Origin of the sequence: Micrococcus sp. HSID17227, assembly GCF_003989405.1 — a bacterium.
Taxonomy (GTDB): Bacteria; Actinomycetota; Actinomycetes; order Actinomycetales; family Micrococcaceae; genus Micrococcus; species Micrococcus luteus.
In genome coordinates this window covers 1-920 of the sequence record NZ_RBLN01000495.1, presented here as the reverse complement: position 1 = coordinate 920, position 920 = coordinate 1, and the positions used below count along the sequence as shown (strand labels likewise).

The 920-nt window shown below is 71.5% G+C and carries 1 protein-coding gene and 1 pseudogene; both read left to right on the top strand.

What is annotated here, in order from left to right; translation table 11 throughout:
* Positions 1-151 precede the first annotated feature (151 nt).
* Complete coding sequence (gene ruvX, locus D8M29_RS12880) at positions 152-568, top strand: Holliday junction resolvase RuvX (protein ID WP_127446061.1); 417 nt, start codon at positions 152-154, stop codon at positions 566-568.
* Positions 569-716: 148 nt separating this feature from the next.
* Positions 717-920, top strand: a pseudogene (locus D8M29_RS12875) (hypothetical protein); the annotation flags it as partial.

Below are 920 nucleotides of genomic sequence, written 5' to 3'. Positions count from 1 at the left end.
GCCACGGACCCGGGCGGCGGCGGTGGCGGCAGGGCGGACGTCGCCGAGGGCGGCGGCCAGAACCCGGCCGCCGTCGGTGGGGCCGGCGGGGCCGGCGAGCGTCGCGTCGCCGAGACCGCAAAGTGATAGCCGAGGAAGCAAACGGTCGGAAATGCGCAGAGGACGTCGGCTTGCGCTCGACGTCGGGGACGCCCGGATCGGGGTCGCCTCGTGCGACCCCGACGGGATCCTCGCCACGCCGGTGGAGACCGTGCCGGGACGCGACGTCCCGGCCGCCCACCGGCGGCTCGGCCAGATCGTCGAGGAGTACGAGCCGATCGAGGTCATCGTCGGGCTGCCCCGCTCACTCGGGGGCGGGGAGGGCCCGGGGGACGCGACGGTACGCGCGTTCGCCCAGGTGTTCGCCAGTGCCGTCGGACCGATTCCTCTACGTCTCCTGGACAAAGGGATGACCACAGTGACGGCCACTCACGGGCTGCGCGCTGCGGGAGGGCAGTCCAAGAAGGGCCGGTCGGCAATCGATCAGGCTGCCGCTGTGGTGATCCTTCAGAACGCTCTGGAGTCCTAACGGGCGTCAGGCAGCGCTCCGGGCGAGGGCGTCGAAGTGGTTGTCTGATCGCGATACGGCAACGTTCCGCGGGATGCGGCGGTGTTCGAACAGGCACCGCACAGCAAAGCGAAGAGACGGAGCGTCGTCTCGCGGCTCAAGGGGATCGATGACTGAGTATGGCCGGGGCCCCGTCTCCGGCCCGTGGCATCCGGAGGACCCCTTGTACGGGGACCAGGGATGGGGCCACCAGGCCGCCCACGGCCAGGGCCAGGGCCAGTACGAAGGCCAGCAGTCCGGCCAGGGCCAGCACGACGGTCGGCAGCAGCCCTACGCGCAGGACCCGTACGCCCAGCAGGGCTACCAGCAGGAC

Excerpts from the sequence above, each read along its gene's own strand:
- ruvX (WP_127446061.1), top strand. The coding sequence starts at position 152 with ATGCGCAGAGGACGTCGGCTTGCGCTCGACGTCGGGGACGCCCGGATC.